This is a genomic window from Desertihabitans aurantiacus (assembly GCF_003344635.1).
In the GTDB taxonomy this organism is placed as follows: Bacteria; Actinomycetota; Actinomycetes; order Propionibacteriales; family Propionibacteriaceae; genus Desertihabitans; species Desertihabitans aurantiacus.
The window spans coordinates 1-20863 of record NZ_QPKK01000026.1; the positions used below are offsets into that span (position 1 = coordinate 1).

Consider the following 20863-nt stretch of genomic DNA (forward strand, 5'->3'; position numbering starts at 1 on the left):
CGCCCCCGCAGCGCCAGCACCCCCCGGGCCCGCACGCAGGCCCGCGCCAAGGTGCGCTCCACCCCGGGCACCACGCTGCCAGCACCGGCCGCCTCCCCGACCAGCCCGGACGAGGCGCCGGCCGCCGCGCCCCGGTTCCACCGCACCCTCGGGGTCACCCGGCGTGCGGTGGCGCTGGCCGTGGTGCTGGCGATGCTGGTGCTGTCCTACGCGTCCTCGCTGCGGATCTACCTCAACCAGCAGAGCGAGGCCGCTGAGGCGCGGGCCGAGATCGCGGCCACCCAGCAGCGGATCGACACCCTGCGCGACCACCTCGACCGCTGGCAGGACCCGGCCTACGTGCAGGCCCAGGCCCGCGCTCGGCTCGGATGGGTGATGCCGGGGGAGACCGGCTACGTCGTCCTGGGCCCCGACGGGGAGCCGGTCGACGGCGGCACCACCATCGACTCCGAGCGCAGCGACGGCGACCGGCCGGACGCCGACGCCTGGTGGGCGCGGATGGCCGGCAGCCTGGAGGCGGCCGACCACCCGGCGCCGCCGCCGAAGGAGACGGCCGAGGTGCCGGAGCGCGACCAGCCCCGATGATCCCGGACGACTCCCCGCTGCCCGGTCTGGAGCCGATGGGCGCCGACGACGAGGCCGCGATCGGCGCCCAGCTCGGCCGGGTGCCCCGCGGCGTCGCCGGGGTGGCCTGGCGCTGCCCCTGCGGACGTCCCGGGGTGGTGGCCACCGAGCCGCGGCTCCCCGACGGCACGCCCTTCCCAACGACCTACTACCTCACCTGCCCCCGCGCCACCGCGGCCTGCTCCCGGTTGGAGTCGGCCGGCATGATGGCCGAGATGACCGACCGGCTGGCCGGCGACGAGGAGCTGCGGGCCGCCCACCAGCGGGCGCACGAGGCCTACCTCGCCGACCGCGCCCGGCTGGGCGAGGTGCCCGAGATCGCCGGCGTCAGCGCCGGAGGCATGCCCACCCGCGTCAAGTGCCTGCACGTGCTGGTCGGGCACGCCCTGGCCGCCGGTCCGGGCGTGAACGTCCTCGGCGACGAGGCGGTGACGGCGGTGGGGGAGTTCTGGCAGCGCCCCTGCCTGGATGACGACATCCGACCCGACGAGGAGGACGCGTGAGTGAGCGCTGCGCCGCCATCGACTGCGGCACCAACTCCATCCGCCTGCTGGTGGCCGACGACGACGGGGCCGGCGGGCTCACCCAGGTCGACCGTCGGCTGGAGATGGTCCGGCTCGGGCAGGGGGTGGACGCCACCGGCGAGTTCCACCCCGACGCCCTGCAGCGCACCTTCGCCGCCTGCGAGATGTACGCCGACCTGCTGCGCGAGCACGGCGTCGACCCCGCCCACACCCGGTTCGTCGCCACCTCCGCCGCGAGGGACGCCGGCAACGCCGAGGAGTTCTTCGCCGGCGTCCGCGAGCGCCTCGGCGTGGACGCCGAGATCATCACCGGCTCTGAGGAGGCGGTGCTCTCCTTCACCGGCGCGGTCAGCGGGATCGACGAGCACCCCGACCCGGTGCTGGTGGTCGACATCGGCGGCGGGTCCACCGAGCTGGTCCTCGGCGAGGAGCGCCGCATCCTGGCTGCCACCAGCATCGACATCGGCTCGGTGCGGCTGCGCGAGCGGCTGCTCAAGGGCGACCCGCCCAGCCAGGACGAGATCCGGGCCACCGTCGAGCACGTGGACGCGATGCTCGACTCCAGCGGGGTGGCGATCGAGCGCGCCCGTACCTGGGTGGGTGTGGCCGGCACCATGACCACCCTCGCCGCGGTGCACCAGGAGCTGTCCGCCTACGACCCGACCAAGGTGCACGGCGCGGTGATCCCGCGCGAGGAGCTGGTGCCGCTGTGCGAGTCGGTGGTCGCCCGCACGGTGGCCGAGCTGCGCGAGATCCCGTCGATGCACCCGATGCGGGCCGACGTCATCTCCGCCGGCGCGGTCATCGTGCAGCGGCTGGCCGAGCGGATCGGCGCCGACGCGCTGACCGTCAGCGAGACCGACATCCTCGACGGGATCGTGCTGCAGCTGCTCGAGCGGGACCGCCGGTGACCGCGGCACCGGTGGCCGTCGGACGCCCGACCCGGCCACCGCGGGGGTGGAACAGCTGGGACTGCTACGGCACCACCGTCACCGAGGCCGAGGTGCTGGCCAACGCCCGGTTCCTGGCCGAGCACCTCCTGCCGCACGGCTGGGACACCGTGGTCGTCGACATCCAGTGGTACGCGGCCTCGGTGGGGGCCGGCGGCTACCACGCCGACGCCGACGTCCAGCTCGACCGGTGGGGCCGTCCCATCCCCGACGTCTCCCGGTTCCCCTCCGCCGCCGACGGTCGGGGGTTCGCCCCACTGGCCGAGCAGGTGCACGCCCTGGGGCTGCGCTTCGGGGTGCACATCATGCGCGGCATCCCGCGGCGGGCGGCGGAGCAGCGGCTGCCGGTGCTCGGCACCGAGGTGACGGCGGCCGACCTGGCCGACCCCGAGCAGGGCTGCAGCTGGAACCCCGACAACGCCGGCGTCCGCTCCGAGCACCCCGACGCTGCCGCCTGGTACGCCTCGGTGGCGCGGCAGCTGGCGGACTGGGGCGTCGACTTCGTCAAGGCCGACGACATGCTGTGGCCCTACCGGGCCTGGGACATCGAGACGCTGTCCACCGAGCTGGCCGCCACCGGACGCCCGATCGAGCTGAGCCTGTCGCCGGGGGTGGACGTCTCCACCACGCGTGCCGAGCACCTGGCCGCCCACGCCACGATGTGGCGGATCTCCAGCGACCTGTGGGACTCCTGGGACGACGTGCTCGACATGTTCACCCGGCTGGCCCGCTGGGCGCCGCTGTCACGCGAGGGCGCCTTCGCCGACGCCGACATGCTGCCGCTGGGCCGGGTGGGGATCCGTGCCGAGGTCGGCGCGGACCGCACCTCGCGGCTGACCTGGGCCGAGCAGCGGACGCTGCTGACCCTGTGGGGAGTCGGTCGCTCGCCGTTCTTCGTCGGCGGCGACCTGCCCACCAGCCCGCCGCAGACCATCGCGCTGCTGCAGAACCCGCTGCTGCTGGCGGTCAACGACGCGGCCACCGGACCGCGTGAGGTGCTCCGGGAACGTGACCACGTGGTCTGGACGGCCCGGCTCGGTGAGGAGCTGGTGGTGGCCGTCTTCGCCATCGGTCCCGACCGGCTCCGCCGGACCATCCCGCTGGCCAGCGTGGCGGGCGAGGGCCGCACCCGGGCTCGCGAGGCCTGGACCGGCGCCGAGGCGGACGTCACCGACGGCGTCGTCGTCGACCTCGCCTCCCACGACGCCGCCCTGTTCCTGCTCTCCTGACCGTCGTGGTCCTGGTCACCGGCCGCCGGGGAGCTGGGGGACCTCCGCGGACGTCCCCCGGGCGGTCGCCTCGTCCGCGTCGAGGCCCTGGCATGCTGAGCGCCGGGGCCCCCGTAGCCCAACGGCAGAGGCAGGCGGCTTAAACCCGCTCCAGTGTGGGTTCGAGTCCCACCGGGGGCACACCGGAACGTGCTCCACGGCACCTCACCCCGCCGCGGCTCGTCGAGGGACGTCCACCGCGGCAGGTCGTCCACGACCGATCCGTAGGCGAACACGTTCCGCCGCTCCGGGACGATGTCGAGGTAGTGGGAGTGGTCGGTCAGGCGCTCCGGAGCGGCATCCGGGAGCCTGGAGGTGCTGTGGGCGTCCGGACCGCTGCCGAGGCGGAACTCGTGGCGGTACGTCGCCCCCGATCCGGGAAGCCGGAACCAGCGCCGTCGGGCCTGCTCGTCGGCGAAGGCGGCAGACACCGCCGACCGCGGGAGGTCGAGACGGCGCTCGAGCGTGAACGTCTCGTGGCGGACGTCGAGGGCCGGGTGGGTCGGTCGTGCGCCGGGGTCGCCGTCGGTCTGGGTCGTGGCGGTCATGTCGTCTCCGGTTCTGTCATCGGTGGTCGTGAGGATCGCCGGAACGCGGGCGTGGCAGCGGTCGCTTCCCCCTCCGCCACACGCACTTCGACGTCAGCAACGCACACCGGTGGACGATGCTGGTCGTCGCTGCCCTGGAGGACGGGCCGGTGCCTCACCGCTCTCCACGAGGCCGTGCCCGGCATCTCCCGGCGGATGCTCGGCCACACCCTCCGCGCCCTGGCCCGCGACGGACTCGTCACCCGGACCGCCTACGCGGAGGTGCCGCCCCGCGTCGAGTACGAGCTGAGCGATCTCGGCCGCTCGCTGGCGCGTGCGGTCGACCACCTCGTCGGGTGGGTGCAGCGGCACCAGGACGAGATCGTCCGCAGCCGGACCCACCACGACGCCACGGGCTGAGGGCTCGACCCGGGCGGGGACGCCGCAGGCGAACGGTCCACCCGTCTCTCGCGCCGGGTCCGGGCGTCCGCCGGCTCTGGCACCCTTGCCCCGTGCCTGCCCAGAACGACGTGACCGGCGTCCTCGACCTGTGCCTGCGGATCGGGGAGATGCTGCTCTCCAACGGCGCCGGCGCGGCCGACGTGACCTTCGCGATGGACTCGGTGGCCCGCCACTACGGGCTGCGCAACGCCGAGATCGACGTGACCTTCACCTCGCTCTCGATGAGCTACCAGCCGGCCGAGGGCGAACCCGCCCACACCATGATCCGCCAGGTCAAGCAGCGCGGCATCGACTACGAGGACCTCACCCGGGTCGACCACCTGATCGCGCGGATCCTGGCCGGTAAGGAGTCGCTGCGCTCGGCACGGGCCTCGATCCTCACGCTGTTCTCCACCGGCCACCACCGACGCCGGTGGGCGGTCACCTCCGGCTGGGGCGTGATGGCCGCCGGGGTGGCGCTGATGCTCGGCGGCGGGGCCTGGGTGGTGGGTAGTGCCCTCGTCACCGCCATGGTCATCGACCGCACCCAGGCGCTGCTGACCCGTCGCCGGCTGCCGACCTTCTACCAGCAGGCCGCCGGCGGCGCGATCGCCACCGTCGGGGCGGTGGTGGTGGCGCTGTTCGGGGTGGACGGCATCGACCCCTCCCTGGTCGTCACCGCCAACATCGTCATGCTGCTGGCCGGGATCGGCTTCATGGGTGCTCTGCAGGACGCCCTCAGCGGCTTCTACGTGACGGCGGGCGCCCGGCTGCTGGAGGTCATGCTCTCCACCGCCGGCATCATCGTCGGCGTCTCCGGTGGTCTCGCCGCCGCCGGGGTGCTGGGGGTCGACATCGGGCGGATGGACCCCTCCCCGCCGGGTCTGGTGGAGCTGGCCCTGCTCGGGGTCGGCGCCGGCGTCGCCGCGGCCGGGTTCGCCTACGCCAGCTACGCCCGGGTCGTGGTGCTGCTGCCGGTGGCGCTGGTGGCCGCGGGGGCGACCGGGCTGTCCCGGGTGGTCGAGGAGCTCGGCTTCGGACGGCTGTGGCCGGTGGGTCTGGCCGCCGTCGGGGTGGGCGTCGTCGGCTACGCGGTGGCCCGTCGGGTGCACGTCCCGCCGCTGGTGGTCGTCGTCTCGGCGGTGGTGCCGCTGCTGCCCGGGCTGACGATCTACCGCGGGCTCTCGCTGCTGGGGGAGGGCGGCGTGGAGGCCAGCACGCAGGGCATCGTCGCCATGGTCACCGCCGCCTCGATCGCGCTCGCCCTGGCCGCCGGAGTGATCCTCGGGGAGTACATCGCCCAGCCGCTGGCCCGGGAGGCGCGCCGGCTGGAACGCCGGCTGTCCGGCCCGCGTCTGGTCGGTCCGCTCCGCTCCCGGCCCGTCCGGCACCCCGACAGCTGACTGCGCCGTCCCAACCCGGACGGTCGGGCGGCGCTGGCACACTCGGGGCCGTGCCGCCGTCCAGCCCCGACCGTCCGCGACGTTCCCCACTCACCGTCATGGTGGCCGTCGTCGGCGCGGTGCTCGCGCTGCTCGTCCTCGGCGTCATGGGCCTGCTGGGCTGGAACGCCTGGCGCCCGCCGTCGGCCGCCGACTACACCCGGCTCGAGCAGGAGAGCGCGCTGACCAGCGACTTCGTCACGCTGCTGGCCGCCGAGGTCGGACGCGCCCCGGCCGCGGTCTCCGCCCCCGGGCCCGACCAGGTGCAGCAGCTGGTCGGGGCGATCGAGCTGCAGACGGTGCAGCTGCAGGACCAGACCGCCGCCCTCGACCGGCTGCGCGCCGCCGACGACCCGGAGGTGGCGCGCCGGCTGCAGACCCTGCACACCGCCGTGGACGAGCTCGACGGCTACCTCGAGCGCTACAGCACCGCGTTGCTGCCGTTGCAGGGCGCCGGGGCGGCCTGCCCGAGCTGGGACACCGAGCTCGACCTGGCGGCCGGCCCGAGTGCGGAGCAGATCGCCTCGGCCAGCGCGCCCTGCCTGCAGCGGGTGCAGTCGCTGCGCGAGGTGCCCGACGGGGCCTGGCAGACCTTCGCCGACGCCCACGCCGCCCACGTCGAGGACTACGCCGCGCTGGCCGAGCGGGTGCGCGGGGGCGAGGAGGACGCCGCCGGGGAGCTCACCGGGCTGCACGAGCGCTACCTGCAGCGGCTGCAGCAGGCCGCGGCCACCCTCGACGCCGAGGTCGCCGAACGCGGTCAGGCCACCGGGACGGCCGTCGACGACCTGCGCGGTTACGCCCGCGAGCAGGCCGCCGGCTGAGCTCGCGCCACCACCACGAGCCTGGTGCAGCCCGGTAGGATCGGGGTGCAGAGACTTCCCGAGGAGGACACATGCTCCGCACGAGCAACCCCATCCTGACCAAGGACGAGGCGTTCGCCCCGCGGGCGCGCCAGGGTCAGGGCCAGTGGGGCGCCTACCCGCAGCAGGCGCCCGGGTTCGGCACGCAGGACCCGCGCCGAGCCAACCCCTACCAGCAGGGCCCGGTCGGTGCGCCGACGCCGTCCAAGGGTCGGATGACCATGGAGGACGTGCTCACCAAGACGCTGGTCGTCATGGGTCTGATGATCCTGGTGGCCGGCGCCACGTGGGCCTCGATCATCACCGGCCTGCTGCCGATCCAGGCCGCGCTGCCGCTGATGGTCGTCAGCGGCCTCGGCACCGTGGTGCTGTCGCTGGTGGTCGGGTTCCGCTCCAAGGTGGGCCCGGTGGCCGCGCTGCTGCTCGGCGTCCTCGAGGGCGTCTTCGTCGGCATGATCTCGATGGTCTTCGAGCAGTCCTACCCGGGCATCGTCATCCAGGCCGTCTTCGCCACCCTGGTCGTGGCCGCGGTGATGCTGGTCGCCTACCGCTTCAAGGTCATCCGCGTCACCCCGGTGTTCACCAAGGTGCTGATCATCGCCACGGTCTCCTTCGGCCTGGCCATGCTGCTGAACTTCGCGCTGGCGATCTTCGGCGTCAACGGCGGCAGCGGCCTCGGCTTCCGCGCCGGCGTGGACGGCCCGGTCAGCATGCTGGCCATCGGCGTCTCGATCCTCGGCGTGGTGCTCGCCTCGCTCAACCTGATCCTCGACTTCGACCTGGTCGAGCGCGGCGTCCGCAACGGGGCCCCGGCCTCCCAGTCCTGGCTGGCCGCCTTCGGCCTGACCGTCACCATGGTCTGGCTCTACATCGAGATCCTGCGGATCATCTCCTACTTCCGGCGCTGATCCTCAGACCGCCGAGGCCCGCCACCCCCCGGGGTGGCGGGCCTCGTCGCGGCCCGGCCCCCTCCGTCCACCCCTCGCTCCACCCTCCGCGATTCGAGGTGATCGCGCGCTCCCGGGCGTCCGCCATCACCTCGAACCGGCGGTGGGGAGGGGAGCACCCATCCGTGGTTCGAGGTGATCGTGCGGGACGCAGCGTCCGGTATCACCTCGAACCGGCGGGGGAGGGGACGGTCAGGAGCGGCAGGAGAACTCGGCGGACAGGCCGCTGACGCAGCTGTCGAGGTGGCGCTGCAGCAGCGAGCGCGCACCGCGGGTCCACGAGACGGAGTGCCAGCGCTGCAGCGGCACCCACTGCGCGGCCGAGGTGGTGCCGCCGACGTCGTGCACCACCGCCCGCCTCGGCCGGGGGCAGCGGGCGGCGTAGATCAGTCGCACCGCGTGGAAGTCCTCCAGCACCCCGCTCGGCGCGTGCCCGACCCAGTGGTCGGACTGGACGTCGATGAGCACCGGCGCCTCGAGCTCCTGGCCGGCCTCCTCCCAGGCCTCGCGGACCACCGTCTGCGCCGGGTCCTCGGCGTGCTCGATGCCGCCGCCGGGCAACCCCCACTGGCCGGGCACCCCGGTCAGCGAGGAGAACTCGGTGGCGAGCAGCGAGTCCTCGCAGAGCACGATCCCGTAGGCGGCCGGACGCTGCCGGACGACGGCGCCGGTCACGCTGGCGGGTCGGGTGCGCGGCGGGGTGCGGGGGCCGCCGCGCAGGGGGGAGACGAGCAGGGCGAGCTCCAGGTCGTCCCCGGAGAGCTCGGCGCGCAGGGCACGCTCGACCTTCCAGCCGCGCGCGGCGGCCGCGTGCCGGGGATCCTCCCCGTGGGCCAGCCGGTGCCGGTAGACCACATCGAGGGAGGAGACCGAGAGCCCCACGATGTCCATCCCGTCATCTTGCCTCATCCGGCGAAACCGGGTGCCGGCGACAGGCGGGAGCCCACCGGCCGGTCATCGGCCGCCTAGGGTGAGGGGATGCGGATCGCCCTGGCGCAGGTCACCACCGGACGCGACGTCGCGGCCAACCTCACCCTGGTCGAGCAGCAGGTGCGGGCGGCGGCCGAGCGGGGGGCCGAGCTGGTCGTGCTCCCGGAGGCGACGCAGCGCGCCTTCGGGCACCGGCTGGACGACGTCGCCGAGCCGCTGGACGGCCCCTTCGCGACCCGGGTGCGCGAGCTGGCGGAGGAGAGCGGGCTCACCGTGGTGCTGGGCATGTTCACCCCGAGCACCGAGACCCGGTCGGATCCGGGACGTCCGAAGGTGACGAACACGCTGCTGGTCACCGGTCCGGGGTTGCACCGCGGCTACGACAAGATCCACCTCTACGACGCCTTCGGCTTCGCCGAGTCCGCCACGGTGACGGCGGGGCAGCAGCTGCTCACCGTGGAGGTCGGCGGCCTCACCGTCGGCTTCGCCACCTGCTACGACGTCCGGTTCCCGGCGCTGTTCACCGCGCTGGCCCGGGCCGGCGCCGACGCCGTGGTGGTCTGCGCCTCCTGGGCCGCCGGCCCCGGCAAGGCCGAGCAGTGGGACCTGCTGCTGCGCGCTCGCGCCCTGGACTGCACCTCCTGGGTGCTGGCCTGCGCGCAGTCCGAGCCGGCGGCCGCCGGCGTCCAGGCGGCACCGGGCGCGCCGACCGGGATCGGCCGCAGCGCCGTCATCGGCCCGGACGGTACGGTGGCCGCCCGGGCCGGAGCCGGACCCGAGCTGCTCCTCGCCGACGTGGACGCCGACACCGTCGCCCGCGTCCGGGAGCAGCTGCCGGTGCTGGCCAACGCCCGGCTCAGCTGATCCCTCCAGGAAGGACCGCCCCGTGGCCCGGTACGTGCTCGCGATCGACCAGGGGACGACGTCCACCCGGGCCATGGTCTTCGACCACTCGGGCGGTGTCGTCTCCACCGGGCAGCTGGAGCACCGGCAGTCCTTCCCCCGGGCCGGCTGGGTCGAGCACGACGCCGCCGAGATCTGGCGCAACACCCGCGAGGTGATCGGCCAGGCACTGTCCCGGGCCGACATCACCCGCCACGACATCGCCTGCGTCGGCATCACCAACCAGCGCGAGACCACCGTGGTGTGGGACCGGGCCACCGGGGAGCCGGTGCACCCGGCGATCGTCTGGCAGGACACCCGGACCCAGGAGATCGTCGACCGGCTGGCCGCCGACGGCGGCACCGACCGGTTCCGGGAGGTCACCGGGCTGCCGCTGGCCACCTACTTCGCCGGCACCAAGCTGCTCTGGCTGCTGGAGAACGTCGACGGGTTGCGCCGGCGGGCCGAGGCCGGGGAGGTGCACTTCGGCACCGTCGACACCTGGCTGCTGTGGAACCTCACCGGCGGGCCGGACGGCGGCGTGCACGCCACCGACGTCACCAACGCCGGCCGGACCCTGTTCATGGACCTGCGCACGTGCCAGTGGGACCAGTCCATCCTCGACGAGCTCGGCGTCCCGGTGCGGATGCTGCCGAGGATCTGCAGCTCGAGCGAGGAGTACGGGCGGATCGAGCCCTCCAGCCTGCTGCGCGAGACCCCGGTGACCGGCATCCTCGGCGACCAGCACGCCGCCACCTTCGGACAGGTGGCCTTCGAGGCGGGGGAGTCCAAGAACACCTACGGCACCGGCAACTTCCTCATCGTCAACACCGGGGAGGAGCTGGTCCGCTCCGAGCACGGGCTGCTCAGCACCGTCGCCTTCCAGCTCGGCACCCAGCCGGTGCGTTACGCGCTGGAGGGCTCGATCGCGGTCACAGGCTCGCTGGTGCAGTGGGTGCGGGACAACCTCGGGCTGATCCGCGAGGCGCCGGAGATCGAGGAGCTCGCGCTCAGCGTGGAGGACAACGGCGGCGCCTACTTCGTCCCGGCGTTCTCCGGGCTGTTCGCGCCCTACTGGCGTCCCGACGCCCGCGGCGCGCTGGTCGGGCTGACCCGCTACGTCACCAAGGGCCACCTGGCCCGGGCGGTGCTGGAGTCGGTCGCCTTCCAGACCCGCGACGTGCTGGCCGCAGCCGACGCCGACGCCGACGAGGCGGCCAGCGAGCTCAAGGTGGACGGCGGCATGGTCGCCAACGACACGCTGATGCAGTTCCAGGCCGACGTGCTCGGCATCCCGGTGGTGCGCCCCCGGGTGGTCGAGACCACCGCCCTCGGGGCGGCCTACGCCGCCGGGCTCGCGGTCGGCTTCTGGGACGGCCTGGACGAGCTGCGCGAGCAGTGGAGCGAGGGCCGCCGCTGGGAGCCGCGGATGGAGCGCGCCGAGGCCGAGCGCCTCTACCGCAACTGGCAGAAGGCCGTGCAGCGCACCTATGACTGGGTCGACGACGACACCCGCTAGCCAGAAGCGCCCTGAGCCTGTCGAAGGGCGAACCCGGCGCCGGACCGCCGCACGCATCCCAACGCCCTGAGCCTGTCGAAGGGCGATCTCCCCGCTCGACCGCGCGACGTGCCCCAACGCCCTGAGCCTGTCGAAGGGCGATCGCGACGACGCGGCGAGGGACGTCCCTGACCCGCCCCCGACGGCGGCGCCCGCGCGGCCTTCCGCGCCCTACGCTGTGCGCGTGGCGAACCCGATTGCGAACGCGCTGGCCGGGGCGGCGCTGCTGCCCCGTGGGCTGCGGCTGATGACCCGACGTCCGCGGCTGCTGGGGCTGGGGCTGATCCCGCCGCTGGTGGTCTCGCTGGTCCTGGGCGGGTTGTTCGTGCTGCTCGCGGTGAACGCGATGGACGTGGCGGCCGCGCTCACCCCCTTCGCCGCCGGCTGGGGCTGGGTCGAGGCGTTCCGGGTGCTGGTGGCGATCGCGCTGCTGGTGGCGACCGGCGCGCTGATGGTCATCGCCTTCAGCGCGGTGACGCTGGCCGTCGGGTCCCCGCTGTACGACCGGATCGGGGAGGAGGCCGAGGACCTGCTGGGCGACGTCCCGGCCGCCGTGGAGGAGCCGCTGCTGCGCTCGGTGCCCCGCACGATCCGGCAGGTGCTGGCCCTGGTGGCGATCTCGGCGCTGGCGGCGCTGCCGCTGTTCCTGCTCGGGCTGGTGCCCGTGGTGGGCACCGTCGTCGGCGGCGTGGTGTCGGCCGTCTTCGGCGGCTGGATGATCACCACCGAGATGGTCGGCGGCGGGTTCGAGCGCCGCGGCCGGTTCCGGCTCCGCGACCGCTGGGCCGCGATGCGCCGCCAGCCCGCCCGCACCCTCGGCTTCGGTGTCCCGCTGTTCCTGCTGCTGGCGCTGCCGCTGGTCGCGATCGCGGTGTTCCCGGTCGCCAGCGCGGCCGGCACCCTGCTCGCCCGCGAGCTGCTGGCGCCCGAACCCGGACGTCCCGCGCCGCAGCCCTCCGCGCCTGCGGCCTGACCGGGCTCGCGCAGGGACGCCAGACGACGCCGAGCGGCGCGCTCGAGCGGGAAGATGTCGCCCGGCCGACGGTAGTTACTCACCAGTAGCAACGCGTTGTACGCTGCCGACGTGACCGACTTCACGGAGATGTATCGGCCCAGTGACGAGCACGATGCCTTCCGCGCCGCCGTCCGCGAGGTGTGCGAGGCCAAGGTCGCACCGAACGCCGCGGAGGCCGACGAGCGGGCGGAGTTCCCACAGGCCTCCTACGACGCGCTGCGGGCCGCCGACCTGCACGCCCCGCACCTGCCCGAGACCTACGGCGGGGTCGGCGCCGACGCACTGGCCACCTGCATCGTCATCGAGGAGGTGGCCCGGGCCTGCGCGTCGACGGCGCTGGTGCCCGGGGTGAACAAGCTCGGCACCCTGCCGCTGCTGCTGAGCGGCAGCGAGGAGCTGTGCCGGGAGTTCCTGCCGCCGGTGGCGTCGGGGGAGGCGATGTTCTCCTACTGCCTGTCCGAGCCCGAGGCCGGGTCGGACGCCGCGGCGATGCGCACCCGGGCCGTGGCCGAGGGCGACGGCTACCGGCTCAACGGGGTCAAGCGCTGGATCACCAACGCCGGGATCTCCCGCTTCTACACCGTCTTCGCCGTCACCGACCCCGGCGCCGGCAGCCGCGGGATCAGCGCCTTCGTGGTCAGCGCCGACGACGAGGGGGTCGGCTTCGGCGCCCCGGAGCGCAAGCTCGGCATCAAGGGCTCGCCGACCTGCGAGGTCTACCTCGACGACGTCGTGGTGCCGGCGTCGCGGATGATCGGCGAGCCGGGCACCGGGTTCGCCACCGCGATGCGCACCCTCGACCACACCCGCGTCACCATCGCCGCGCAGGCGCTCGGGATCGCGCAGGGGGCGCTGGACTTCGCGCTCGGCTACGTCCAGGAGCGCAAGCAGTTCGGCCGGCCGCTGGCCGACTTCCAGGGCCTGCAGTTCATGCTCGCCGACATGGGCATGAAGCTGGAGGCCGCCCGCCAGCTCACCTACGCCGCCGCGGCGAAGTCCGAGCGCGGGGACGCCGACCTGCCCTTCTTCGGTGCCGCGGCCAAGTGCTACGCCTCCGACGTCGCGATGGAGGTCACCACCGACGCGGTGCAGCTGCTCGGCGGCTACGGCTACACCAAGGACTTCCCGGTGGAGCGGATGATGCGCGACGCGAAGATCACCCAGATCTACGAGGGCACCAACCAGGTGCAGCGCATCGTCATGGCCCGCCAGCTGCTGCGCCGCTGACCCGGCCCGGTCTCGTCGGCGGTCGCTCCTGGGCTGCCGCCATGGGGGAGGCCCTGCAGGGACGGGCGCTGGTGGTCGGGGCGAACGGCGAGATCGGCACCGCGGTCGTCCACCGGCTGCGGGGGCCTCCGGATGCGGGTGACGGCGCCGGGTCGACGTCCTGCTTGTGCTCAGGGGCGATCTCCGTGATCTGGTTCGGAGGTCGACGTCCTGCTGGGGCACCTGCGCCAGGGGCGTCAGTCGGTCAGCTGGGCCCCCGGACATCTCGTCGGCTTCAACATGGTGATGCTCACAGACCCTCTGTGCCCTCTGTGCCACCCTGAGGCGTTCGTGTTCATCGCCCCGCACCGCCCCGCCCGCCCTTCCGTCTGGTTCGCCGGTCTTCTCGCCGCTGATCGGTCGTCGGTTGCGGGACCGTTCCGCGCTTGGAGCGATGACGTTGACCCAAGGATCGGCTCGCAGCCTGACGCAGGCGACGAAGGGTCCCCCGGACAACTGCTTGCTTCCACAAGAACAGCCCGGTGACCGCTGCGCCAGGGAGGACGACAACTTGCAGGGTGGCCCTGAGGGGCTCGGCGACGGCTGGAGGTGCGTACACGAACGCGCCGAGGAGCGCTGCGGCGACGAGGTGCAGGATGCGGGCGGCCCGCCGCTGAACACGTCCCTGCGCTCGGCGACGCCCGGTCGTGTCGCTCCTCACCCCGCCCGACGCGGCTTCGGAGGACGTGAGCTCGCTCATGGCGCCGCGATCCAGCGCACCGGTTGGCCCAGGAGCGCGCCGAGGTACCAGCGGTCGCCCGCGGGATGGACGCTCGTGGCCGCTGGGGTGAGTCCCGTGAGGTGGCGGACGGTGGTCCCGTCGTCCCGCGCGACCAGGATGCTGCCCCTGAGTGGCTCCTCCTCGTTGACGAAGAGGTGACTGGGGAGGCGGATGAGGACGTGTCGGGAGACGGTGTAGGGGAGCACCAGGGCGTCGAGGGCGGCGTTGCGGTCATAGATCGCCACCAGCATGCGCCCCTCCGCGTCGCGATCGATGTTGTCGGGCGTTCCCGGCAGGTTCTCGTACACCGTCTGGGTGCTGCCCGACGCCAGGTCGTACTCGAGGACGCGGTACCGGTTGGACTCCGCCAGCCACAGCGTCGAACCGTCGGCGGTGAGTGCGACCCCGTTGGGGAAGTAGATGTCGTCGAGGAGGACCTCGCTGCGCCCGGTGGTGAGGTCGTGCGAGAGCAGCCGACCGCTCGCGCGACCGTCGATGGCGTCGGGGAGGAGGTAGGAGGAGGACTGCTCGCCGAGGGTGTGGGTGTTGTAGCGGAAGCTGGAGTCGCTGAAGTACACGACGCCGTCGGCGCTGATGTCCAGGTCGTTGGCGAAGAGGACGGGACGACCGGCCACCTGGCTGACGAGAGTCTCGACCGTCCCGTCGGGGTGGACGGCCAGCAGGCCGGCACCGTGGTCGGCCACGATCAGGCGTCCGTCGGGAGCGAAGGCGAGGCCCAGGGGGCGGCCGCCGGTGTCGGCGAACCGTTCAGGTGCGCCACCCAGGGCGGCGAACCGCCAGATGACTCCGTCCCGGTCGCCGGTGTACAGGTTCCCCTCGCCGTCGAGGACGATGTCCTCGGGGCCGTGGATGGTGTGGTCGGTGAACACCGACACGTCGGCGGGCGCTGTGACGTCGGGTGGGAAGGCGGCCGGCTCACCCGGCCGCCACGGTTCGGGGCTGAAGTCGTTGACGGGGGCCCGGACGGACAGGAAGAACACCGCGAGCGCCAGCACCGGCGTCAGGAGCACGGCTCCGACCACCACCGCGACCGTCCTGCGGCGTGGTCGCCAGCCACGCCGCCGCGGGGGCACGTCGGCCGCTGGCACGACCGGGCGGCGCACCGAGGAGGCGCTCATCGGGCGCGGTCCTGGCGGCCGCGAGCGAGGGTTGTCACCGCGACCGCCGGTAGCACGACGAGGCAGACGAGATCGAACCACAGGCCGACGTTCCCCGCCGATGCGGCCAGCACCTCGGGGCGGATGAGCGTCAGCAGCACCCCGGTGCCCTTGGTGATCGTGGCCCCCAGGAGGATCGGCACCCGGACCCGCCGGTCGAACCCGGCCCAGACGATGGCGGCCCCCAGGGCGAACTGCAGCATCCCTCGGTGCTGGAGGAGGGTCAGGACCACCGCGTCGGGAGCGGTGACGCCGTAGCCGGCGAGCTGGGCCGGCGAGACCAGCGCGAGTGCGGGGGTCATCGTGAACACGCCGAGTACTCCGAGGGCGATGCGTGTCGGCCAGGGAGATCGACCAGCAGGAGCCGGTGCGGTGGGAAGGGCGGGAGCAGTCATCGTGGTCCTCCATCGGTAACGTCGACGCAATACATATAGCACAACTACATGCAGTTCCACTATAGATAGTCGCGCGCTACGCTCGGGCCATGCGCATGGCGGAGCTGAGTGCCCGCAGCGGGGTCCCTGCTGCGACGATCCGGTACTACCTGCGTGAGGGCCTGCTCGCTGCTGGTCAGCTCACCAGTCCGAACCAGGCGGTCTACGACGACTCGCACGTCCGGCGACTACGGCTCGTGCGGGCCCTGCTGGACGTGGGCGGGCTCTCCATCGAGGCCGCCAAGGGAGTCATCGCCGCGATGGAGGCCAAGTCGGGGAACGAGTTCGCCGTGCTCGGGCAGGTGCAGTACGGGCTCACCACCGGGCGGAAGCCCTCGGCGAAGGAGCCACCGGCACAGGCCCTGGACCGCGTCGACGACCTCATCGCGCGGCGGGGGTGGCGGGTGCGCGAGAACAACCCTGCTCGATCGTCCCTGGCCTCCGCGCTGGCGACGCTGCAGGGCGTGGGCCGCGAGGAGCTGCTGGCTGCCCTCGACGACTACGCTGCCGCGGCCGAGGGGCTGGCCCGCCGCGAGGTCGAGGAGCTGCTCGCCCTGGAGGGTGAGGACGTCCGGGCCGAGGCGGTCATCGCGGCCACGGTGCTGGGCGACGCCGTCCTCTCCGCCCTCCGGCGACTGGCCCAGGAGTCCGCCCTCGCGGGCAGGTTCTCCCAGCACGCTGGCGGGGGTTCCCCCAAGGCGCCCAGCGCGGGATGAGCGCCCGAGCAGCGCCGGTGGGGCACGGCGCCGACCGCGTGACCTCCCGTGGAGCCGTGGACATCAACCAGTTGTCCCCGTTGGAGCACCAGGGATGGACACCCCGGACGCAGTGATGGTCCTGGCGGGTTCGTGCTCGACCGTCAGGCCGTGATCTCCTCGCTCGACGATGCGCCACCGTGGCAGACGCTCGCGCTCTGCCTGCACGAACGCTGCCCCGCGGGTGGCCGGCTTCACGCGGTCCGACCAGCCGGGCACCTGCGCCCGGAACGGCTCGCGCGCGACGGTGAGGTGGCTGGTGCCGGCGAGCACCAGGATCCCGCCGAGCGACCAGCGGGCCAGGTGCTTGGCCGGAACGGGCGACCGGTCGTCATGGGCCTCCTCCGGGCTGCGGAGACGGTGCTCCGACCGTACCCCGCGGACCCGGTCCCGTCCCGCCCCCGTGCCGGGTTGGGGCGCACGGTCGACCCAATGACAGGATGGACGGGTCCCAGCACCAGCGGCCCGAGTGGGGAGTGCGCGTGAGCGAGCAGTCGACAGCCGACGAGCCCGTCGTCGAGGAGATGCCGCCCATCCCCGCCCCGGGGGTCGGCGAACCCGGCGAGGACGGCGAGGGCGGCTCCGAGCTCAACTTCGACGAGCAGTTCTACCCGGCGCGTCCCCGGTCGCTGCGCCCCCGGGCCCGGCGCAAGCTCACCTTCACCGGCGACCTCACCCCGCCGTTCGAGCCGACCGGCACGAACAAGGCGTACGTGGAGTGGCTGGTCAACCAGTCCATGCTCGGCGACGCCACCATGATGGCCCGCCAGCTGGCCGGGCAGTCGAGCATGTGGAACAACCCCTTCGCGCACCCCAACCCGCGACGGGCCGTCGACACCGCCTCGGTCTGGTTCACCGCCTACCCGCTGTCACTGATCACCGGACGCGGGCAGTCCTTCCTCAACGCGCTCGGCGCGGACGAGCTGTGGCAGTGCTTCGAGCAGATCGGCATCAAGGCCGTGCACACCGGCCCGGTGAAGATGGCCGGCGGCATCACCGGCTGGGAGCCCACCCCCAGCATCGACGGCCACTTCGACCGGATCGCGATGGCGATGGACCCGCTGTTCGGCAGCGAGGACGACTTCCGCCAGATGTGCGAGCAGGCCGCGGCCCACGGCGGCACGATCATCGACGACATCGTCCCCGGCCACACCGGCAAGGGCGCGGACTTCCGCCTCGCGGAGATGAACTACCGCGACTACCCGGGCATCTACCACATGGTCGAGATCCCCGAGAGCGACTGGGGCCTGCTGCCCGACGTCCCCGAGGGCGAGGACTCGGTCAACCTCGACGCCGAGACCGAGCGCAAGCTGCAGGACGCCGGCTACATCATCGGCCAGCTGCAGCGGGTGATCTTCTACGAGCCCGGGGTCAAGGAGACCAACTGGAGCGCCACCCGCGCCGTCACCGACACCACGGGCCAGCGGCGCCGCTGGGTCTACCTGCACTACTTCAAGGCCGGTCAGCCCTCGATCAACTGGCTCGACCCCACCTTCGCCGGGATGCGGCTGGTGATGGGCGACGCCCTGCACTCCCTGCTCGACCTCGGCTCGGGCGGGCTGCGGCTGGACGCCAACGGCTTCCTCGGCGTCGAGCGCTCGGCCGAGGAGTCGCCGGCCTGGTCGGAGGGCCACCCGCTGTCGGAGGCGGCCAACCAGCTGATCGGCTCGATGGTGCGCAAGGTCGGCGGGTTCACCTTCCAGGAGCTGAACCTCACCATGGACGCCATCAAGGCGACCTCGGAGACCGGCCCGGACCTGTCCTACGACTTCATCACCCGGCCCGCCTACCACCACGCGCTGGCCACCGGCGACACCGAGTTCCTGCGGCTCGTGCTGCGGGAGGGGATGCGGGTCGGGATCGACCAGGCCTCCCTGGTGCACGCCCTGCAGAACCACGACGAGCTCACCTACGAGCTGGTGCACTTCGCCACCACCCACCGCGACGACCGCTACACCCTCGGCGGGGTCGAGATGGTCGGCTCCGACCTGGCCGAGCACGTCCGCGAGACGCTGCGCCAGGAGCTCACCGGCGAGGCCGGGCCGTACAACGCGATCTTCACCCAGAACGGCATCGCCTGCACCACCGCCTCGGTGATCACCGCCTCCCTCGGCATCACCGACCTCGACGAGATCGGCGAGGACGACGTGGAGCGGATCCGCTCCGCGCACCTGCTGCTGGCCATGTACAACGCCTGGCAGCCGGGGGTGTTCGCGCTGTCGGGCTGGGACCTGTGCGGCACGCTGCCGCTGACCCGGGAGCAGGTGAAGAGCCTGATCCGCACCGGCGACACCCGCTGGCTCGAGCGCGGCGCCCACGACCTGATGGGCTGGAACCCCGAGGCCAACCAGTCATCCTCGGGCATGCTGCGGGCCACCTCGCTCTACGGCACCCTGCCCGAGCAGCTGGCCGACCCGTCCTCCTTCGCCTCCCGGCTGGCCAGGCTGCTGGCGGTCCGCGAGGCCCACGGGATCGCCACCGGCGAGCTGCTGGACGTCCCCGACGGCAGCCACGCCGCGATGCTGGTGCTGGTCAACCGCCTCGCCGTCGGTGCGGTGCAGGTGACCGTGCTGAACTTCGGCGAGGAGGAGATCCGCGGCACGGTGATGTCGCCGCAGCTGCCCATCGGGGCGCGCGTGGTCGACCTCACCACCGAGGAGGAGGTGGCCGAGGTCGACGACCTCGGCAGCTTCCGGGTCTCCCTCGGCCCGTTCGGCGGGCTCGCCCTGATCATCAAGGAGGACGGCGACGATGACTGAACCGCGCACCCACGAGAACACCCCGCAGCCGGACGGCACCGGCCGCGCCCCCGCCTCCGGCGAGCAGCACTCCGAGGAGCTCCGCGAGGCCGAGCGGGCCCAGCTGCTGCCGGAGGAGGACGTCGTCGGCAGCGACGACCCGCAGGCTCAGGCCGCGGAGATCCTGCACGACTCCGACGCCCGCACCGATGACCCGGAGGGCACCCTCGAGGAGTCGGTGCAGAGCCCGGAGCACGGGCACGACTGAGCCCCCGACCCCGGACCGGCTTCGTGGCGGAGTGTCAGTGCACCAGCCGGTGCAGCGCCAGCCGGGTGACCTGCCCGTAGCCGAAGGCCAGCGGCAGCGGCGCGTGCACCGTCAGGGTGGCGACGCACCCGCGGTCGCGGGGGACCACCTCGTGCTCCATCAGCACCGTCAGCGAGCCGGTGCCGACCCGCCACGACCAGGCGTGCCGGGTGGCGTCCACCGTCTCCACGGTGAACGGCACGGCCACCGGGAGCACCGTGCGGACGGTACCGCTCATCCCCGGCACGAGCCGGCTCGAGGCCGTCTCCACCGAGTGGATCTGCGGCGACCACTCCGGCCAGCGGGCGACGTCGAGGTAGCGCTCCCACGCCTCGGCCACCGGCACCGGACCGGCCACCGCCACGGTGTGCGCCGCCCCCGCCCCGAACCAGCTCATCGCCCGTCCTCCCCGCTCACTCGGTGAACTGCGCCAGCGCGGCCGAGTCGCCGCGGGCGATCGCGTCGAACATCTCCGGGGCGTCCTCGCTGTCCCACAGCACCGACGACCCGGCCGAGGTGGCGTAGTCGGGGTCGCCGATCGGGACGGTGAGGGTGAGCCCGTCACCGCCGGCCACCCGGGCCATCGCCAGCGCCATCGCCCCGGCGTCGAACACCCCGGTGCCGGAATCGGTCGACAGCGCGCCACCCGCCGCGCGGTTGAGGTTCCAGTACCGCACCGGGTTGAGCACCGTGGCGGGGCTCGCGGCCTCCTGCGCCAGCGCGGCGAGCATCTCGCGCTGCCGCTCCACCCGGCCCAGATCCCCGCGGGGATCGGCCTTGCGCATCCGCACGTAGCCCAGCGCGGTGCCCCCGTCCATGGTCTGGCAGCCGGCCTCGAGATCGAGCCGCGAGGCCTTGTCCTCGATCGGCTCCTCCACGCACATCTCGATCCCACCGACCGCGTCGATGACCTCGACGAAGCCGCCGAAGCCGATCTCGACGTAGTGGTCGACCCGCAGCCCGGTGTTCTGCTCGACCGTGGCGGTGAGCAGCTGCGGTCCGCCGAAGGCGTAGGCGGCGTTGAGCTTGTTCGACCCGTTGTCGGGGATCTCCAGGTAGGAGTCGCGGGGGAGCGAGACCAGCGCCGGCGGGCCCTCCGGCGGCACGTAGAGCAGCATCATGGTGTCGGCGCGGCGGCCCTCGGCATCGCCCGTGCCCAGCCGGTCGCGCTCCTCCTCCGACAACCCCTCCCGGGAGTCCGAGCCGACCAGCAGGTACAGCTCGCCCGGCTGGCCGTCCGGGCGCTCCCCGGTCGGGAACGCCTCGACGTCGTCGCCCTGCGTCCAGGCGTACACCGGGACGCCGACCAGCCAGACCAGCAGCGCCAGCAGCAGCACGCCGAGCACGGCGAAGAAGCGCCGCACCGGGTGCCGGCGGCGGGTGCGCGTCCGTGTCGGCGGGTGCGGCTCGTGCGGGTCGTGCGCCGGCGGGGGAGCGGGGACGGGGCGCACCGGTTCGCGCCGGGCGGGCTCGGGCCGCGGCTGCCGCGCGGC

Annotated in this window: 20 protein-coding genes and 1 tRNA gene; 16 read left to right on the forward strand and 5 right to left on the reverse strand. The window is 73.4% G+C overall.

Annotated elements, in window-relative coordinates; translation table 11 throughout:
• The 9 genes from DVA66_RS04090 to DVA66_RS04130 form a co-directional block, all read left to right on the forward strand.
• A partial coding sequence (locus tag DVA66_RS04090; protein WP_157973825.1) for an FtsB family cell division protein occupies positions 1-585 on the forward strand: 585 nt, incomplete at its 5' end.
• A complete protein-coding gene (locus DVA66_RS04095) occupies positions 582-1127 on the forward strand; it encodes a DUF501 domain-containing protein (RefSeq protein ID WP_408608890.1) in 546 nt (181 codons plus the stop codon). The genes DVA66_RS04090 and DVA66_RS04095, both read left to right, overlap by 4 nt.
• Positions 1124-2059, forward strand: coding sequence for a Ppx/GppA phosphatase family protein (locus tag DVA66_RS04100; protein WP_114558906.1), 936 nt, complete (start codon positions 1124-1126; stop codon positions 2057-2059). The genes DVA66_RS04095 and DVA66_RS04100 overlap by 4 nt, the downstream gene beginning before the upstream one ends.
• Entirely contained in the window at positions 2056-3327 is a 1272-nt protein-coding gene (locus DVA66_RS04105; RefSeq protein WP_198671467.1) for an alpha-galactosidase, read from the forward strand. Before DVA66_RS04100 ends, DVA66_RS04105 begins: the two co-directional genes overlap by 4 nt.
• A gap of 107 nt (positions 3328-3434) precedes the next feature.
• Positions 3435-3507, forward strand: a tRNA-Leu gene (locus DVA66_RS04110).
• A gap of 458 nt (positions 3508-3965) precedes the next feature.
• Complete coding sequence (locus DVA66_RS21880; RefSeq protein ID WP_269801589.1) at positions 3966-4313, forward strand: winged helix-turn-helix transcriptional regulator; 348 nt, start codon at positions 3966-3968, stop codon at positions 4311-4313.
• Positions 4314-4405: 92 nt separating this feature from the next.
• On the forward strand, positions 4406-5737 hold the full coding sequence (locus DVA66_RS04120) for a threonine/serine exporter family protein (protein ID WP_232821748.1): 1332 nt from the start codon (positions 4406-4408) through the stop codon (positions 5735-5737).
• Positions 5738-5787: 50 nt separating this feature from the next.
• Positions 5788-6600, forward strand: coding sequence for a hypothetical protein (locus tag DVA66_RS04125; RefSeq protein WP_157973826.1), 813 nt, complete (start codon positions 5788-5790; stop codon positions 6598-6600).
• A gap of 71 nt (positions 6601-6671) precedes the next feature.
• A complete protein-coding gene (locus DVA66_RS04130) occupies positions 6672-7547 on the forward strand; it encodes a Bax inhibitor-1/YccA family protein (RefSeq protein ID WP_114558908.1) in 876 nt (291 codons plus the stop codon).
• Positions 7548-7778: 231 nt separating this feature from the next.
• Here DVA66_RS04130 and DVA66_RS04135 read toward each other — a convergent pair whose 3' ends face one another.
• Entirely contained in the window at positions 7779-8477 is a 699-nt protein-coding gene (locus tag DVA66_RS04135; RefSeq protein ID WP_114558909.1) for an NUDIX hydrolase, read from the reverse strand.
• An 87-nt stretch (positions 8478-8564) separates the two neighbouring features.
• On the opposite strand from DVA66_RS04135, the gene DVA66_RS04140 reads away from it, so the two are divergent.
• The 4 genes from DVA66_RS04140 (at position 8565) to DVA66_RS04155 (ending at position 13198) form a co-directional block, all read left to right on the forward strand.
• Positions 8565-9380, forward strand: a complete 816-nt coding sequence (locus DVA66_RS04140) for a carbon-nitrogen hydrolase family protein (protein ID WP_114558910.1) — start codon at positions 8565-8567, stop codon at positions 9378-9380.
• A gap of 22 nt (positions 9381-9402) precedes the next feature.
• Positions 9403-10917 (forward strand): glycerol kinase GlpK, encoded by a 1515-nt coding sequence (glpK, locus tag DVA66_RS04145; RefSeq protein WP_114558911.1) that lies wholly within the window; start codon positions 9403-9405, stop codon positions 10915-10917.
• A 223-nt stretch (positions 10918-11140) separates the two neighbouring features.
• Positions 11141-11929, forward strand: a complete 789-nt coding sequence (locus DVA66_RS04150; RefSeq protein WP_114558912.1) for an EI24 domain-containing protein — start codon at positions 11141-11143, stop codon at positions 11927-11929.
• Between the two features lie 129 nt (positions 11930-12058).
• Positions 12059-13198, forward strand: a complete 1140-nt coding sequence (locus DVA66_RS04155) for an acyl-CoA dehydrogenase family protein (protein WP_114558923.1) — start codon at positions 12059-12061, stop codon at positions 13196-13198.
• Positions 13199-13933: 735 nt separating this feature from the next.
• Here the strand turns inward: DVA66_RS04155 and DVA66_RS04160 are convergent.
• On the reverse strand, positions 13934-15004 hold the full coding sequence (locus DVA66_RS04160) for an SMP-30/gluconolactonase/LRE family protein (RefSeq protein WP_157973827.1): 1071 nt from the start codon (positions 15002-15004) through the stop codon (positions 13934-13936).
• A gap of 89 nt (positions 15005-15093) precedes the next feature.
• On the reverse strand, positions 15094-15438 hold the full coding sequence (locus DVA66_RS04165; RefSeq protein WP_157973828.1) for a hypothetical protein: 345 nt from the start codon (positions 15436-15438) through the stop codon (positions 15094-15096).
• Between the two features lie 182 nt (positions 15439-15620).
• Here DVA66_RS04165 and DVA66_RS04170 point away from each other — a divergent pair, with 182 nt between their 5' ends.
• The 3 genes from DVA66_RS04170 to DVA66_RS04185 all read left to right on the forward strand — a co-directional run bounded on the left by DVA66_RS04170 (position 15621) and on the right by DVA66_RS04185 (position 19331).
• A complete protein-coding gene (locus DVA66_RS04170; protein WP_114558915.1) occupies positions 15621-16286 on the forward strand; it encodes a MerR family transcriptional regulator in 666 nt (221 codons plus the stop codon).
• Between the two features lie 521 nt (positions 16287-16807).
• Entirely contained in the window at positions 16808-19084 is a 2277-nt protein-coding gene (gene treS, locus DVA66_RS04180; protein ID WP_232821749.1) for a maltose alpha-D-glucosyltransferase, read from the forward strand.
• A complete protein-coding gene (locus DVA66_RS04185) occupies positions 19077-19331 on the forward strand; it encodes a hypothetical protein (protein WP_114558917.1) in 255 nt (84 codons plus the stop codon). Before treS ends, DVA66_RS04185 begins: the two co-directional genes overlap by 8 nt.
• 34 nt (positions 19332-19365) lie before the next feature.
• On the opposite strand, the gene DVA66_RS04190 is transcribed toward DVA66_RS04185, so the two are convergent.
• Together DVA66_RS04190 and DVA66_RS04195 are read right to left on the reverse strand one after the other, a co-directional pair.
• Positions 19366-19767 carry an SRPBCC family protein gene (locus tag DVA66_RS04190; protein WP_114558918.1) on the reverse strand — a complete coding sequence of 134 codons (402 nt, stop codon included), beginning with the start codon at positions 19765-19767 and terminating at the stop codon, positions 19366-19368.
• Positions 19768-19783: 16 nt separating this feature from the next.
• Positions 19784-20863 (reverse strand): LCP family protein (locus DVA66_RS04195; RefSeq protein ID WP_157973829.1); only part of this gene is annotated, 1080 nt, incomplete at its 5' end.

Excerpts from the sequence above, each read along its gene's own strand:
- DVA66_RS04095 (WP_408608890.1), top strand. The coding sequence starts at position 582 with ATGATCCCGGACGACTCCCCGCTGCCCGGTCTGGAGCCGATGGGCGCC.
- DVA66_RS04130 (WP_114558908.1), top strand. The coding sequence starts at position 6,672 with ATGCTCCGCACGAGCAACCCCATCCTGACCAAGGACGAGGCGTTCGCC.
- DVA66_RS04135 (WP_114558909.1), bottom strand. The coding sequence starts at position 8,477 with ATGGACATCGTGGGGCTCTCGGTCTCCTCCCTCGATGTGGTCTACCGG.
- DVA66_RS04140 (WP_114558910.1), top strand. The coding sequence starts at position 8,565 with ATGCGGATCGCCCTGGCGCAGGTCACCACCGGACGCGACGTCGCGGCC.
- DVA66_RS04155 (WP_114558923.1), top strand. The coding sequence starts at position 12,059 with ATGTATCGGCCCAGTGACGAGCACGATGCCTTCCGCGCCGCCGTCCGC.
- DVA66_RS04165 (WP_157973828.1), bottom strand. The coding sequence starts at position 15,438 with ATGACCCCCGCACTCGCGCTGGTCTCGCCGGCCCAGCTCGCCGGCTAC.
- DVA66_RS04170 (WP_114558915.1), top strand. The coding sequence starts at position 15,621 with ATGCGCATGGCGGAGCTGAGTGCCCGCAGCGGGGTCCCTGCTGCGACG.
- DVA66_RS04185 (WP_114558917.1), top strand. The coding sequence starts at position 19,077 with ATGACTGAACCGCGCACCCACGAGAACACCCCGCAGCCGGACGGCACC.
- DVA66_RS04190 (WP_114558918.1), bottom strand. The coding sequence starts at position 19,767 with ATGAGCTGGTTCGGGGCGGGGGCGGCGCACACCGTGGCGGTGGCCGGT.